The 14,694-nt window shown below is 58.6% G+C and carries 12 protein-coding genes; 5 read left to right on the top strand and 7 right to left on the bottom strand.

Features of this window, described 5'->3' with window-relative positions:
* Positions 1-283: 283 nt before the first annotated feature.
* Positions 284-1,075: a phosphoadenylyl-sulfate reductase gene (locus SH664x_RS02355; RefSeq protein WP_437204716.1), complete on the top strand. Its 792-nt coding sequence runs from the start codon at positions 284-286 to the stop codon at positions 1,073-1,075.
* Positions 1,076-1,393: 318 nt separating this feature from the next.
* On the opposite strand, the gene SH664x_RS02350 is transcribed toward SH664x_RS02355, so the two are convergent.
* On the bottom strand, positions 1,394-1,702 hold the full coding sequence (locus tag SH664x_RS02350) for a carboxypeptidase regulatory-like domain-containing protein (RefSeq protein ID WP_437204714.1): 309 nt from the start codon (positions 1,700-1,702) through the stop codon (positions 1,394-1,396).
* Positions 1,703-1,967: 265 nt separating this feature from the next.
* Positions 1,968-3,137, bottom strand: coding sequence for a DUF1559 family PulG-like putative transporter (locus tag SH664x_RS02345; protein WP_437204712.1), 1,170 nt, complete (start codon positions 3,135-3,137; stop codon positions 1,968-1,970).
* A 345-nt stretch (positions 3,138-3,482) separates the two neighbouring features.
* Here SH664x_RS02345 and SH664x_RS02340 point away from each other — a divergent pair, with 345 nt between their 5' ends.
* Positions 3,483-4,637: a substrate-binding domain-containing protein gene (locus tag SH664x_RS02340; protein ID WP_437204710.1), complete on the top strand. Its 1,155-nt coding sequence runs from the start codon at positions 3,483-3,485 to the stop codon at positions 4,635-4,637.
* A gap of 296 nt (positions 4,638-4,933) precedes the next feature.
* On the opposite strand, the gene SH664x_RS02335 is transcribed toward SH664x_RS02340, so the two are convergent.
* A complete protein-coding gene (locus tag SH664x_RS02335) occupies positions 4,934-5,425 on the bottom strand; it encodes a DinB family protein (protein ID WP_437204709.1) in 492 nt (163 codons plus the stop codon).
* Between the two features lie 64 nt (positions 5,426-5,489).
* Complete coding sequence (locus SH664x_RS02330) at positions 5,490-6,542, bottom strand: formylglycine-generating enzyme family protein (RefSeq protein ID WP_437204707.1); 1,053 nt, start codon at positions 6,540-6,542, stop codon at positions 5,490-5,492.
* Positions 6,543-6,585: 43 nt separating this feature from the next.
* Here SH664x_RS02330 and SH664x_RS02325 point away from each other — a divergent pair, with 43 nt between their 5' ends.
* Together SH664x_RS02325 and SH664x_RS02320 are read left to right on the top strand one after the other, a co-directional pair.
* A complete protein-coding gene (locus SH664x_RS02325; protein WP_437204706.1) occupies positions 6,586-7,647 on the top strand; it encodes an FAD:protein FMN transferase in 1,062 nt (353 codons plus the stop codon).
* A gap of 457 nt (positions 7,648-8,104) precedes the next feature.
* On the top strand, positions 8,105-8,464 hold the full coding sequence (locus SH664x_RS02320) for a 2Fe-2S iron-sulfur cluster-binding protein (RefSeq protein ID WP_437204705.1): 360 nt from the start codon (positions 8,105-8,107) through the stop codon (positions 8,462-8,464).
* An 87-nt stretch (positions 8,465-8,551) separates the two neighbouring features.
* Here SH664x_RS02320 and SH664x_RS02315 read toward each other — a convergent pair whose 3' ends face one another.
* The 3 genes from SH664x_RS02315 to SH664x_RS02305 are packed head-to-tail and all read right to left on the bottom strand — an operon-like array spanning position 8,552 to position 11,745.
* Positions 8,552-10,729: a pilus assembly protein TadG-related protein gene (locus SH664x_RS02315; protein ID WP_437204703.1), complete on the bottom strand. Its 2,178-nt coding sequence runs from the start codon at positions 10,727-10,729 to the stop codon at positions 8,552-8,554.
* Between the two features lie 23 nt (positions 10,730-10,752).
* Complete coding sequence (locus tag SH664x_RS02310; protein WP_437204701.1) at positions 10,753-11,247, bottom strand: TadE/TadG family type IV pilus assembly protein; 495 nt, start codon at positions 11,245-11,247, stop codon at positions 10,753-10,755.
* A gap of 18 nt (positions 11,248-11,265) precedes the next feature.
* A complete protein-coding gene (locus SH664x_RS02305) occupies positions 11,266-11,745 on the bottom strand; it encodes a TadE/TadG family type IV pilus assembly protein (protein WP_437204699.1) in 480 nt (159 codons plus the stop codon).
* Positions 11,746-12,115: 370 nt separating this feature from the next.
* Between SH664x_RS02305 and SH664x_RS02300 the strand changes: the two genes are divergently transcribed.
* Positions 12,116-14,665, top strand: coding sequence for a tetratricopeptide repeat protein (locus SH664x_RS02300; protein ID WP_437204698.1), 2,550 nt, complete (start codon positions 12,116-12,118; stop codon positions 14,663-14,665).
* The last annotated feature ends 29 nt before the right edge of the window (positions 14,666-14,694 follow it).

Below are 14,694 nucleotides of genomic sequence, written 5' to 3'. Positions count from 1 at the left end.
ATTTGATGCCGGTGCACTGACTGCTACACTTTCGCAGCGGGAATTGCGGTCCTGCTCCGATCACTGAGCGTCTGCCCCGACTGCAGCACTCGGAAATCGAGCCCGTTTCCCCACTTCCTGTCAGCGTGTCGCGGCGCGAGTCCCGGAAAGAAATGCTGCCGGCCTCCACACTTCCTGCCCGATGGGCTGTGTGGTGATTTCCGGATTTCAGTCTCCCGCCGCATCGGGAGCAAGAACTGTTTCCCTGCAATTTGTGTTCGTTCGAAAGGTCGTTTGAGGTCACATGGCACGTCTGTCGCAAGCCCAGCTCAATCAGCTGGCGAAATCATTCGAGGACCGGACTCCTGAAGAATTGCTGCGCTGGGCCAAAGTGACCTTCGGCGACCGGATCGGCGGACTCTCCGCCATGCAGGAAGCGGGCAGCGTCGTCTGCCATATGATTTCGCACCTGCAGCTGGATATCCCGGTGGTCTTCGTCGACACCGGCGTCTCCTTTCCCGAAACACTGGAGACCCGCGACCGGATTGCACAGGAATATGGACTCGAAATCCGCACCCTGCTCCCCGAACTGACCATGGCCGAACAGACCGAAAAATATGGCGTGCTGTATCTGTCCGTGGAAGGGCAGAAAGAATGCTGCCACATGCGAAAGGTCGAGCCGTTGCTACGCATCAAAGGGCAGTACGATGCCCTGATCGGCAGCCTTCGACGGGCCGATGGGGGGAAACGGTTCAAAGCTCCGATTCTGGGAATCGATACCGAGACCAACACCGTGCGAGTCAACCCGCTCGCCAACTTCACCGACGAGCAGATGCTGGCTTACATCGAAGAACACCGGGTCATTGTCAATCCGCTGCACTCACAGGGTTATTCGACGATCAGCTGCAATCGCTGCACCACACCAGTGATGCCCGGAGAACCGAAACGTGCCGGCCGCTGGCGTCACCTGGGTCCGTGGTCCAGCTATTGCGGTATCAATCCCTCTGATGTCGATGATGGCGATTCCGCTTCCATCGAGCTGCCGCAGGATCTGGTGGACCGGCTGCTCGGCCAGAAGACCGACTACGTGATCTGATCGTTGATCGGCATCAAATGATCCGCGGGCCGTGATTCCCCCGAGCGAAGTGAACGTGGACCACCGTTTTTTCGTGAGGGCCTGAAGCCGCAACGATGTCTCAGCCCTTCACCCTCCCGGCCGTCGCGCTTCTCCAAAGCAGGTGGACGGACGGTGCGTTTACCGAAGCGACCGCCCTCTCACGACTCGCTCCAGGTGATCTCTGGCACAGAGACAGCGAGAGAATTTGAACTTGGATTGCTCCCTCCTCGCCCACGTGAAAGCCAGCATTTCACCGGACGAAACGGCGGCTGCGCGTACTGGAGAGGGCAACCCGCTCTATTTCGACTGCAGATCGAAGTTGATCTCATTCTTTCCCGGCTTCACCTCTTCTTTGAGGACGGTTTTGTTGTGATATTTCGCGGGCAGTGTTTCTCGAATCTCCGGGGTTCCTAACCGGATTTCGACGGACACCGGTCCCACCAGCGCCCCCGTACTCGTCGCGCTGTACTGCAGTTCGTAATACCCTTGCCCATCGGTCCTGCCGCGAGCACTGCGGCCCGGGCCCGTGGGTACAAAAATGACCGCTGCCTCCGGGAGCGGTTGCCCGTCCAGAGTCACTTTCCCATAGACCCTGCCGAGGTCCACGTCACCTGAATCACATCCTGCGAGTAAACCTACGACTGCAATCAGCGGCAACCGCCACACTGACAACGGAAAGCCTGATCTGGAAAACATCATTGTCCAATCACTCTCAATGCTGAAAACACGTTTTGCAGAACAAGGGCGCTTCTCTCCTTGCTCAGGCCCCCCCTACCAATACGCGAGCTAATGGCTCATCCCGTTTCCGCAGGGCAGCGCCCCCTTGCCCACAGGGCGCCGCACTGCGCGAGCACGAAGAGAGCCCACTGCGTTAATAATCGCCAAGCGTTTGTCCATCGTCAGCGGCTAACAGCCGGGCATACGTGCGAAACTGCGACGGTGCCTGAAGCCCGTTTCCTTCGGCAGCATCGATGTTCTCGCTGATGAATCGGACTGCTCCATCGGCAAGCAGAAAATGACACCCACCCTGATGCTGACTTGAAAACGACCAGCGGTGGTATTGCTGGCAGGACGTCGTGATGACAGGAGGGTTCATCAGAAAATGTCCGGCACCGTGCGTGAGCGGCATCCCGACATTGCTGTCCCCATATCCCGGAACCGCCACAGCGCCGCACCCATAATGCGTCACTCCCCGCTGCCCCCAAAGCGTGGCTGCGCCGTAGATAATTCCGCCCGATTCCCAGGCGCGCTCTCCGATCGCAATCGTATTCGACAACCCGTCCGTCACATCGCGAATCAGCCGGCAGACACCGCCTTTGATGTAGGGATTCGCTGGATCAATTCCCGCGTCCGGATTTCCCAGACGTTGAGAGCCTTTTCCAATGGCTCCAAACATTCCATTATTCCAGCGAAAGTTCGTCGAGAGTGTGCTCAGGCCCCCCGCGGGCGTTGAACCCAGCCCTGGATATGGGTCGCCCGAGCCGTTATTGGCAATATAATTACTTGACGCCATCAGCAACCCGATCGTGGTGGCATTGCCGTTAATTCCATAGAGAACGTTCAGATCAGGCGCGTTATCCGAAGGGCAACGGAAGGCTGGAACCGGCTGCTGCAGCATCTGCTTGGTCGGCGACGTGTTGAGCTTGCTGCCGAAGGAACTCTGCGTGTTACTAGTCGCTGCCGAGGAACCGGACCCGGGCTGAACGGCGTTATAAAGTGCTGCCTGATCCATATAAGGAGCCAGAAAAATCGACCACGTCCACACCGGCCAGCCGCCTGAATTGCTGTTCCAGGTCGGGTGATCATAAAGTGCTCCGGGAGGAAAACAGCCGGCAACATCACAATAGTTATGTACCGCTAATCCCAGCTGTTTCAGGTTATTTTTGCACTGCACACGTCGAGCCGACTCGCGCGCCTGCTGCACCGCTGGCAGTAATAAGGCGATCAGCACCGCGATAATGGCAATCACTACCAACAGCTCGATTAACGTAAAACCGAATCGGGTCTGCTGCGCTCTCTTCCTCGTTTCCGGATCACGCATGGAACTCTCCTGAAAAGGAACAGAAAAAACAGAAATTCACTCACAGGCGAAAAAATGCCTGATCGATGATCAGTCGATAACGATTCACGAAACTGCTCTGCAGAATTCCGTTACCCACTGTCTCCCCGGATTCGCGGGATGACTTGCGAGAAAGCCGGACGCCAAGCCAGTTCCGCTGGAACGGCAGCATTCCCTCCACGCAGGCGAGCCCCGTTGGGGTGCAAATGCAAAATACGCCGGCTTCATCCTTAAACACAGATCAAATTCATGACAAACAGGTCCGAGATTGCGACAATAAAGTCGTCTGCGCAACATGGACCACGAGACGCTCGGAGGGAGGTGCTTTTGAAAAGGCTGCCCCATGTCGCTCTGCTCATTGAGACTTCACGTGAATACGGGCGCAGCCTGCTCCGGGGCATTCTGCGCTATCAGACGCAGCATGGACCCTGGTCATTTTTTCTCCAGCCGCGCGGCATCTGTGACCCGGTTCCCAACTGGCTGGAGAAATGGAAGGGCGATGGCATTCTCGCCCGCATTGAAGATCCGGCTGCCGCCCGCATTATCGAAGGGACAGGCATTCCCGCGGTGGATCTGAGATTTAACGTCCCGGATCTCAAAATCCCTGCCGTTGGCGTGGACAACCGCACGATCGTTCCCGCAGCCATCGATCATTTCATCAGCCGCGGATTTCGTCGTCTCGCATTTTGCGGTTACCCGACCGGTCTGTCACATTGCATGGATTTCCGGCGGGATCTCTTTTTCGAATTAGCGCGGCAGCAAGGCTTTGAATGCGAAGATTTCCCCACTCGGCGGACGACGTGGAGCTGGGAGCAGGACCAGGCCGATCTTGTCCGCTGGCTGGATACGTTGAAGAAACCGGTGGCAATTCTGGCCTACAACGATGAACGAGGATTGCAACTGCTGGACGCCTGTCGCCGCGCGAATGTGCGAGTGCCCGAAGATGTGGCTGTCATGGGTGTCGACAATGACGAATTCCTGTGCGGAGTTGCCAATCCACCCATGACAAGCATCGATATTAGTCTGGACCGCGTCGGCTATCAGGCTGCGCAAGTGCTCGATTCGATGATGAAGGGTGAGCCTGCACCGACCGCACCGGTCATTATGCAGGTCGGACGGGTTGTCTCCCGGCGTTCCACGGACATCTATGCTGTGGAAAATCCGGAGCTTCGCCAGGCATTGAGCTATCTCCGGGCGAATGCCTGCAAGGGCCTGCGTATTGAAGACCTGTCGCGAGCCGTTTCGGTGGAACGGCGGACACTGGAACGACGCATGAAGCAGTTCCTGGGTCGATCACTCAAAGAAGAAGTCCTCCGCGTTCAGCTGGAAGAGGCCCAGAGGCTGCTGATCGGGTCGGATCTTTCGATCAAGAAAGTGGCGGCCTCGGTAGGCTTTTCCAATAGCCGTTATTTCAGCGAAGTCTTTCAGCGCAAATTCGGTCTTGCGCCCAAACTGTACCGTCTCCAGCAGTCCGGCAATTAGAGCATTTCGACTTTTCATCGCCCCGCTCTCGCCACGGGAATGTCGGCATTTCCCCAGACGAAAAACGTGCTGCGCGGGCAGGGGAAAGACCAACCCTGTTGGAGAGCCGTGTCTGCCTGCAAGACAACCGGCACGACATCCGGTCTTCACATTCGTTGTCATGGCCCGCCCGTCGTGTGGGGGGCTCCTGCGACGGAATCGACTCCAAAGGGATTCGGCCAACGGAGGCATCCCGGAAGCAGCGGCGCACAAGCATTGTGAATCCGCCGTCCCGCCACAGTGAATCACGCTCTCCGTCAGAACAGCGCCGGCAGCCCCATGGTCCGCCGCCACATGGAGAGTTGACCGAGGTGAATTCCGTAGTGTCCGGTGAGGATAAAGGCAGCTAGTCCTTCCACAGTCGGCAGCTTCTCTTTCAGCCGGGGATGCGGATTCGCCTGCCCCGCTTCTGCCTGAGTCCAGCCGGAAACCAGCGCACAGAGCGTGGCATAGCGTTCCTCGACTGCAGCGAGCAGTTCCTGACGCGATGGGTAGTCAGCGGGATTCGAAGTCGGCGTGGAACCGGGACCGAACAGCTTTCCCCATGTTTCCGGCAACGTCTTCTCACTGCCAAAGCGGCCGAGACAGGAGTCTGCGGAGACCGCAAGGTGCCCGAGTGTCCAAAGGGGATGATTCGTTCCGGCCACCGGCTGAGCCGCCAGCTGCTCATCCTGCAGATCACTCAGCAGCATCTGCAGGTAGCCGAACAGAAACTTGTTGATCGCCACATCGTTCTCAAGCACAGCCATGACTCCTCAAGGAAACTATTCAGCGGAGGGAGCGACTGCAGAACAGCCAGTTCCCGGACATGCATTATTTCTTCAGGTCTTCCGGGATATCCGGATGCAGCACCTGTTTCTCGATCTCTTCAGGAGTGGGACGGGTGAACGGACGCACCACCCGGAACCCCACAAACTGGGCATCCGTCAGCCACCAGATGCTCTTGGGCAATTGGGGATCCTGAATTTTCCAGTCATCACTGGAAGCAACACGCGCGGCACTCCGCAGCAGTTCCGGATCATCACTCCAGGAGCCGCCTCGAACGACGCGCGGGTACTCATCGCCATTCGGAACACAGAGGGGGAACACCGCCAGCTTTTGAGCAGCCGACTCCTTGTAGAACTCCGGCTCGTAACGATCCAGCACCCATTCCGCCACGTTTCCGTGCATATCGTACAGACCCCACGGATTCGGCTTCTTCAGGCCAATCTTGTGGTACGTCTCTCCTGAGTTGCCGAAGTGCCAGGCATAGTCACTCAGCTGCTCCGGGTCATCTCCGAACGAATATGCGGTCGTCGTCCCGGCCCGGCAGGCATACTCCCATTCCGCCTCCGTCGGCAACCGGTAGTAATCCCCGGTCTTCTCCGTCAGCCATTCGCAGTACATCTTCGCAGCCACCTGCGTCATCGAAATCGCCGGAAACCCATCGTGCCCCATCCCGAATGTCATGTCCGTGTATTCACGTGTGGGACGGGTCACCGCATCGGCCGCCTTGTCCAGCGCATCCATTTCCCGGTTCTTGAGCTGGCGTCGTTGTTCATCCAGCTTCAGCCGCCAGGTGTCATACAGATCCCACGTCACTTCGTGTTTCCCCATCCAGAATGGGGCCACCTGCACCTTGTGCTGCGGCGATTCGTCTTCCACACGTCCCGCTTCACTCTCGGGACTTCCCATCATGAACTCGCCACCCGGAATCGGCACCATCTCAAACGACAGGTCCGTGTCCCGAATCGACTGCGTATAGGGCTTCATCTCCGCAGCGGTTGCCGGCTGCGAGGAGGGCTCGGCTCCCCAAGCGGCAGCGCCTCCCCACATCACCACAACCAAAGCCACTTGCCACAGGGCTTCGCGAAACCGTAACGTCATAACTGCACTTTCTCGATTGATTGAAGCCTTGGAGTCCCTGGCCATGAGTTCTCAACCTTCCGCACGTTCGGCGACGAACACGTTGAGAATTTCTGCAATCCTTTGTGCCCTGTTCGTGAGTCTGCCGGAAGTCGCCGCAGAGGAAGAACTGCAGCGGTTTGAATTCCAGCGGATTCGCATGGGAATTCCGGTCAGCCTTACAGTTTATGCCTCCACACAGGAGTCTGCAAATGAGGCTACCAATGCCGCTTACGCCCGTTTGAAACAACTTGACCAGTTGCTGAGCGACTACGATGACGACAGCGAACTGATGCGGGTCTGCAAAGGGGCAGCTGTCGGCGTGCCGCAAGCAGTCAGCCCCGATTTCTGGCTGGTTCTGCAGCGGGCCCAGCAGCTGGCCGGGGAGACGGACGGGGCCTTTGATGTCACCGTGGGTCCCCTCGTGAAACTCTGGCGGAGTGCCCGACGTTCCCGAACCCTGCCGGCACCGGATCGCCTCGCGGCAGCACTGAGCCGGACTGGCTATCAAAAACTTCGCCTGGATGAAGAACGCCAGACCGTCACCTTCCTTCAGACCGGCATGGAACTGGATTTCGGTGCGATCGCCAAAGGTTATGCCGCCGATGAAGCCTTGCGCATTTTACGTGAACGGGGGTTGCACCGGGCGCTTGTCGCTGTCGCGGGGGATCTCGTCGCGGGTGATCCTCCTCCCGGGAGATCGTTCTGGCGGGTTGAGATCGAACCGCTGCGCGGGGGCTCGCCGCACGGGTCTTCCCCGGAACGGATTCAACTGGTCAACGGGGCGGTGTCGACGTCCGGAGATGCCTACCGTTTCGTCGAGATCGAGGGGGTCCGCTATTCCCACATCGTCAATCCGCGGACAGGCATTGGGCTGACGACCCCCTGCAGCGTCACCGTCTTTGCCAAAACCGGAATCGCAGCGGACAGCCTGTCGACGGCTGTGGCGATACTCGGTCGGGAAGCAGGTTCCCGTCTGTTAGAGAAACATCCCGGGACCGAGATGTACTTTGTCGAATCGCAATCAGGGGACGAGCGACGCACCACCACGACTCCCGGCTGGGCAGCCCTCCGCACCCCCGATTGAACCGGACCGGCTGCGCGAACTCCCCTGACGCCAGGGGCCGAAATTTTTGAAGACCAGGCGGTCGCCGCACTGGTACTCCCCGGTCTGATCTGATCTAACATCAACCATTCCTGTTGGATTCAGGTTTCATCCCGCGCGGAGCGGTTCTCCAGGTGGCCGGCCTCTTCGTCATTGGGCGCGAGCGTGTCGATCACTCGATGTGCATGCAGGACGAGACATGGAAAGAGCGTTCAGCGGGAGAACCATTCCCCAGAACGTTTGGTGTCCGGGCGGCGGGACACCAGGCGTCGCCCCAGAGTTGTCCCTGCAAGTTCGTGAGACTTCACCGGCATCGGGACGAGTGACTCCGTGAGTTGGATTGAGCCGTTCTCACCGTGCGGAATTGGGCCTCTCATCACAGGCAGTGCTCACTGCGCGGGGACTGGAAAAAATAACCTGCTCGAGAAAGGTCGGAACGATGCCCAAGGTGACGTTTACGAACGAACAGCGGACGATCGAAGTCCCCCGGGGAGCCAACCTGCGAGAGGAAGCCCTTCGCCAAGGGGTGCAGCTTCATCCGTGGCTCCACTCCGAGCTCAACTGCAAGGGGCATGGGCTTTGTGCCAGCTGCCGGGTCAATGTGAAATCCGGAGAGAAGAACCTGCAGAGGAAACGCTGGTGGGAGGCAGTGCTGGAGGTGATCAATCCCCTGTGGATGATCGCCCGGATCGGCAAGGAAGAGACGATGGTGCTGGCCTGCCAGACGAAAGTCGAGGGGGACTGCGAAGTGGAGACCCGTCCCTCCCTCAACTGGCACGGCGAGCGATTCTGGCCGTGAAAGCCGCTCTCGACCACCGGACCACTTGAACGAAAAAAGCCCGGCAGGCAGAGCCGGGCTTCAACGCATTGCTCACCGCAGGAATTCTTATGGAGTGTCGTTCAACAGCTTGGCGGGGGGGACGAAGGCGGCAATCTTGGTGAATGCCGCTTCCACCTGTTCGGTCATGTCCGACACACTCGAGCCCCCCGGAACGTTGATGAAAACTCCGTTCCCCAGCCAGGCGATCGCCTTCAGCAGTTCCGCATCGGCGTCGGCCCCCACAGCCATCGTATGAATGGTGTATCCGGCATCAACGGCGGCCTTGGCGGTCTTGAGGACGTACCGCTTCTGCGTGTCGCTGGTGGTGTAATCCTTGACGCCATCCTGGTTGTAGTCGAACAGCTTGTCCCAGTTCCAATCAGACGGCAGATTCCCGTTTCGACCGGTGTCCCAGTAGTTCGAGTTTCCGTCGGTCATCAGCAGAATCGTGGGGCGTGAACCGGCACGTGAATGATTCTTCAGCAACGTGACGGCGTCCTCCAGTCCGCCTCCCATGTTCGTGGAGCCGGAGTAATGGTTCGCCTGCTTGTACTTCATCAGGTTATTGACCGAGACATAGTCGTTCGTGATCGGCTTGGTCGAAATATTCACCTGTGGATAACCTGCCTCGTTCAGGATTGTTTCCACGCGGTGGCTGGTGTCGTAGCTGACCATGCCGATATGGTCGTCGAAGCCGAGATTGCCCAGGAAGTTGCAGAGCAGGTCGTGCCCTTCCTTGATCGCATGGAACGGATAGTGACGGGTCTCGCACAGCTTGGGGGTCTGCCAGTGCCCTGACTGCTCCCGGAAGATGTAATTCACAAACGACAGACCTCCGTAAGTTTCGCGATATCCCTTGGCGATCATCTGTTCGTCGTCGCGGGCATGCGCGATGAAGGAGTTCCAGCTTCCCCCGGCATAGGGATAGCTGATGCGATCGAGCCCGAAGGCCGCCTGCACATTGGCGTCGGTGTCGTCGAACTGTTGCGTAATCGTCAGCGTCTGGGTGGCGGGAGAGGCGTCGAAAGCACCCCAGGTACTGCTGCTGGTACGCCGCAGATCGATTTTGTCGATCACCTTGGAGGAGGAATAGGTGTAGCTGGTCGGTCCGGCGTTATTTGCCCAGGTCAGGCTGGTGTCGGTCGATCCATTAGTAAAGGTCACCTGAATGTCCCGCAGTTTCGTCGAAGACGAGATCGTGGCTGACTTGCGGTCTGCCGAGAACACAACCGTCATACTGTTGGACGTGATTGTCTCGGGGCTGGCGGGCGGGGTATAGGTCGAGACCACAACCACCCGTGCCAGATCTTTCCCGCTGAGGGTATAGGTATAGCTGGTCTTGCTGCCGCTGATGTTGGTGGTGGTTTCAGAGCTCAACGTCTTGCGGCTGGAACTTGTCCAGTAGCTGGTCCGGATTGACGTTAATGTCCCCTTATCCACCGAGATGTCGGCGGAGTCGTAGCGGAACTTCACCGTCTGCGTGACACCACTCTGCGATTTGGACATCGTCAGATACTGAGGAGTGAACGTCATCGTTCCCAGACCGCTCGTCCCATAGCCGAGGTCATTCCAGACGGTCTGCAGGTTGTTCACAATCTGTGTGTTGGACAGACGGCTGGTCGCTTCATTATTCAAGGGGAAGTGGCTGTCGAAATTCATCGACCGCGAGAAGTCGTGGACGACCACCAGATCGCGGGACTCGATAAAGGCGACAGCGCTGGTCTGAACCTTGGCGAATTTATTGGCACCAGCCGCTCCCGCAAAGAAGAGCTTCAACTGGCCATCCTGCTTGGAGGTATCATCATCGGTCCGGCGAGCGGTGACGCGGACCACATTGGCCGGAGTCGAGCCCCAGTTGATCCCGTACTTTTTTGTCGTGGGATTATAGGTTCGTGTTCCGAACTCGACGTCGACCTGCGGATCGATATAAGTGTCGTTGAGCTTTGCCACATCGCGGGCCACGATGCGGGCTTTCTCCAGTGCGTAGCTGGTGACATCAACAATGTCTTCCGGGCTGGTCTGCACGGCATGGCTGATTTCCTGTGCCGCAGCGAGCGCAGCCGCGTCGACCGCATTCTGCATGCGGGTTTTCTGCATGGTGATGTAGCCGACGTCGACGCTGAGGCTGACGAATGCCAGACAGACGACAAGGCAGACGAGCGCCAGGATCACAAAGCCGCCGCGCCGGGATTCCTGCCGAGCAGGAGCGGCCGGACAACGCGTTTTACGGAATGCGGAGTTCATAGAGTCACCAGGAGGAAAATTGCTCACGTCGACAATCTGCTGCGTCCCAGCCGCAGCACGATTGAAGAGGTCAGCTTCTTGTTTTTCATGATCCGACCTGCAATTTTGCTGGCGTCGGAATAATTGATCTGGGCAGTAATCCTGAAGTTCTTCAGGTAATTGCTTTCATCCGCGAAGTTAAAGGGCTGTCCCGCCTGCTCGCCGTCCGCATGCGTGATGGTGACGGCCACCTTGCTGCCGTCGATGCCGGTCGCGGTCATCATGTTGCGGATATCGGTGATGACTTTACTGTTCATCGTCACACCGGAGGACAGGACCGACTTGTCGTCGGACGCCCCCAACCGGCCCCCCTCGCGCACTGCGGCGGAAAGGTTCTGTGACACCTCCAACCCGCGAGACATTTCCGAAATCCCCAGAATCAACGACAGGAAAATCGGCGCCACAATCGCGAACTCGACCGTCGCGGCTCCGCGTCGATCGTCCGGCTTGTTCCGTGGATATGTCTGTCGAACTTGCATGGTGATCAGGAAACAGTCTTATTCATGCCGCATCACAGCCTGCCCTTTGAGCGTGAGATTCTTCACCCAGAAAGGAGGAATGAGGGCCACGTCTTTGTAGGGAACGGTGATCCGCACAATGTAGAGCTGCCGCGCTTTCGCGTTCGACAACTCCAGATTCGGAAGAGCGGCATAGTCGATGCTGCCCGGAGTGACATTGGACGTATCGAAGACACCCGCGTCTTTCACCTGAATGGTGGCTTTCGAGGACTTGAAGGACTTCGACAGGAATGAATTCGCGTGCTCTTTGACCTGCTGGGTCGTGATCTGCTCGCAGGCTCCATAGCGGGCGGCCCGCTTGGCAGCGGTGTTGAGCGTGCTGATGACCATATACGTATGGCCGATTTCCAGAATCCCGGCGAGAAAAATCCCAAACGCAGAGATGACCAACGCGTTTTCGACCAGCACCACCCCGCGGCGGCCAGCGGTCGATCGTCGAATTGTCGGTCTGCGTTGCATGGGGCCTGCGTCGCCAGTTCTACGCAAAGGTGCGGATTTCAATCGCTCAATTCCGTAACCATAGGTTCCAGGAAATGCTGTCAAATCGACTTTGCTGAAAATTTCACGAAGTGATGCAATCACTCAACAAGCATGAAAATCCGGATCGCCCCCAGCCCGTGCCGCCAGTCCGACCGTGCGGGTTGCAACGATTGCGCAACCGGGAAATGCCGCTGCTCGCTTCGGTATCCCTGTCCATTTCCGTTAGAATCGGAACAGTTCCAGCCACTTTGACGGGGCGAAACCGATGCGCAGCTGCACTCTCAGAGTCCGAGGAGTTTTCCTCACGGTCGTGCTCTTCTCCGGCACCTCCACGGCCTGGAGTCAACAGGTGCCTCCTTCCAGACTGCCAGCCCCCTCTCTCCCCCAGAATCGCCTCACGCCAACGGCATCTCAGCAGGAATCCCCGGCGGATCAATGCCGGCGCCTCCTGCTGCTGGGACAACTGACCGAATGTGAACGGGTCGCGAGCGAACAGATTGCAAAGGGGGGAGCACAGGAAGATTTCTATCGACTGCGAGCCGAGGCGCTTTTCGCGCAAGGCAAGTACGACGATGCTCTGAAGTCCCTGCAGGAGGGACTGCGGCAGTTCACCACCAGCATTCGACTCCGCTGGGTGGCGATGCAGGTCGCTCCTTATACAGAACACGCCGACCTCGTCAGCAGCCTGCGACAGGAGATCGGCTCGCTCGTGCAGACTTCCCCGTGGCGGTACTCCGACGTCGAGAATCTGTGCACGCTGGGCCAGTTTCTGCTCGCTGAGCGCATCGATGCCAGACAGGTGCAGGATGCCTTTTTCCAGCGGGCCCGTCGGAACAATCCCCAGCACCGGGCTCCCCAACTCGCTTTGGCCAATCTGGCGCTCGACAAGCGGGATTTCGCACTCGCTGCCGACCTCTTTCGGCCTGCGAGCGAAATGTTTCCGAACGATCCTGAAATCCTGTTCGGACTCTCGCGGGCTCTGGCGGAATCGGACGCCGAAGAGTCCGGCGAGCTGTTGCAGCGCGTGCTCAAGATCAATCCCCACTTTATTCCAGCGCTCCTCGTTCAGGCGCATCGACTGATTGACGGTGAACAATACGACGCAGCGGTCGGGATGCTGGATCAGGTACTTCAGGTCAATCCCTGGCTGCCTGACGCGTTGGCCCTGAAGTCCGTCATTGCCCAGTTGCAGGGAGACCAGAACTCCGGCGAAGCCCTGCGAACAAAAGCGCTCTCGCGGTGGAAAACAAATCCCCAAGTCGACTACCTCATCGGGCTGAAGCTGTCACAGAAATACCGCTTCCGGGAAGGCTCCGCAGCCCAGCGGCAGGCACTCGCTTTCCAGTCCGACTTTCTCCCCTCCCAGAAGCAGCTGGCGCAGGACCTGCTCCGATTGGGACAGGAAGCGGAAGGATGGCAACTCGCTGACCGGGCATATCAACAGGATGAATACGACATCGCCAGCTATAACCTCGTGACGTTACGCGATGAACTGTCCCGGTTCCGCACCATCGAACAGGATGGCTTTATCATCCGCATGGACGCTCACGAAGCGGATGTCTACGGCGACCGCGTGGTCGCGTTGCTGGGAGAAGCCCGCAGAACGCTCTGTGCCAAGTACGATGTCGAGCTGCAAAACGACACGCTGGTGGAAATCTTTCCGAAGCCCGCCGACTTTGCGGTCCGCACCTTCGGAATTCCCGCAGCGGGAGGGTATCTGGGGGTCTGCTTCGGTGATGTCATCACAGCCAAAAGCCCCGCTTCGCAGGGTGGTCAGCCTGTGAACTGGGAGTCGGTCCTGTGGCATGAATTCGCGCATGTGATCACGCTCAACAAGACCCACAACCGGATGCCGCGCTGGCTGAGCGAAGGAATTTCCGTCTACGAGGAACGGCTGCGCGATCCCTCCTGGGGAGAGCGAATGACTCCGGAATACCGGCAGCTGATTCTCGATGGCAAGTTCAAGCCGATCGGCCAGCTCAGTCAGGCGTTCCTCTCTTCGCAAGGGAATTTGCTGTTCGCTTACTACGAAAGCTCGATGGCGGTCGAGCACATTGTTGACCGCTACGGTCTCGCTGCGCTGCTGGCGATTCTGAATGACCTTGGCGCCGGAGTTCCGATCAACGACGCGATCGAACGTCACACGGCGCCGCTGGCTCAACTCGAAGAGGAATTCGCCACGTCACTCCGGCAGGAGGCGCTCCTCTATGGCTGGGCTGTCGACTGGTCTCCGAACGACGTCGTGTCACTGGCGGCCGAACCGGATGCCGTGAGCAAGCTGGTTCGCTGGGCGAAGGACAACCCCAGGAACTACAACGGGCTCAAGCTGTGTGCCGCGCTGCTCCGACAATTGCGTGAACCGGCGTTGGCGCGGCAGCTGCTCGAGCAGGCTACGGGCTGGTTTCCGCTCGAAACCGGATCCGGCAATGCGTTCCTGCAACTGGCGGAACTGCAGCGCGAGCAAGGTGATTTCGTCGCCGAACGGGAAACGCTGCGGCGGCTCGTCGCGATTGATGACGATGCCGCAACGGCGCTGCTGCGGCTGATTGAACTCGACACGGCCGCTGCCGACTGGCCTGAAGTTCGCGAAGATGCGCTGCGTCTGATGGCCATCCGGCCGCTGATCGCTGCTCCGCATGTGGCATTGGCAGAGGCGTCCGAGAAACTCCAGGACCCGGTCACCGCCATCTCTGCACTGCAGTCCCGACTGTTCCTGCCGAATCCGGACATTGCAGGACTCAACTACCGTCTGGCGATTTTGTTGCACGCCACAGGTCGTCGAGCTGAAGCGAAACGACATCTGCTGCAGTCGATCGAAGAAGCACCGCAGCACCGGGCAGCGCTTCAGTTCTACCTGCAGCTGCGCGAAGAAGAGAAGTCCAGCCCCGAGGGTTCGTAGCCCCGCTCCCGAAGCGGCGACAACCAGCC

This window comes from Planctomicrobium aquicomposti (genome assembly GCF_051466325.1).
Lineage (GTDB): Bacteria > Planctomycetota > Planctomycetia > Planctomycetales > Planctomycetaceae > Planctomicrobium.
This window is presented reverse-complemented; position numbering and strand designations above follow the sequence as displayed.